The 282-nt window shown below is 58.5% G+C and carries 1 pseudogene; it reads right to left on the bottom strand.

Annotated elements, in window-relative coordinates:
* A pseudogene (locus tag ACFWW2_RS00335) lies at positions 1 to 262 on the bottom strand (IS110 family transposase); the annotation flags it as partial.
* Positions 263 to 282: the final 20 nt, after the last annotated feature.

Here is a 282-nt window from a genome sequence, read left to right on the forward strand (position 1 = left end):
TGTCAATCCGGATCGTAAGATCGTCAATGGCAGTGAGCAGCTCCTCACACTCCTCCCGAACCAAAGCAAGCAAGCCGTTGTCGGCCTGTTGCAGGAACGCTGCGATCTTCTTCATCTGATGGACGCCGGTCGGAAAGACCCGGCCCTGTTCATAAAGAACGGATCGCAGCGCATTGATCTGTTCAGTGCGCTGGCGCACCAGACGGTCGCGTGAACGGAACACAGCGCCCCGGGCGATTTGCGCGTTGCTTTTGGGTTCCACAAACCGCATCTCCGGGCGCT

It is taken from the genome of Yoonia sp. R2-816 (genome assembly GCF_046762905.1).
Classification (GTDB): domain Bacteria; phylum Pseudomonadota; class Alphaproteobacteria; order Rhodobacterales; family Rhodobacteraceae; genus Yoonia.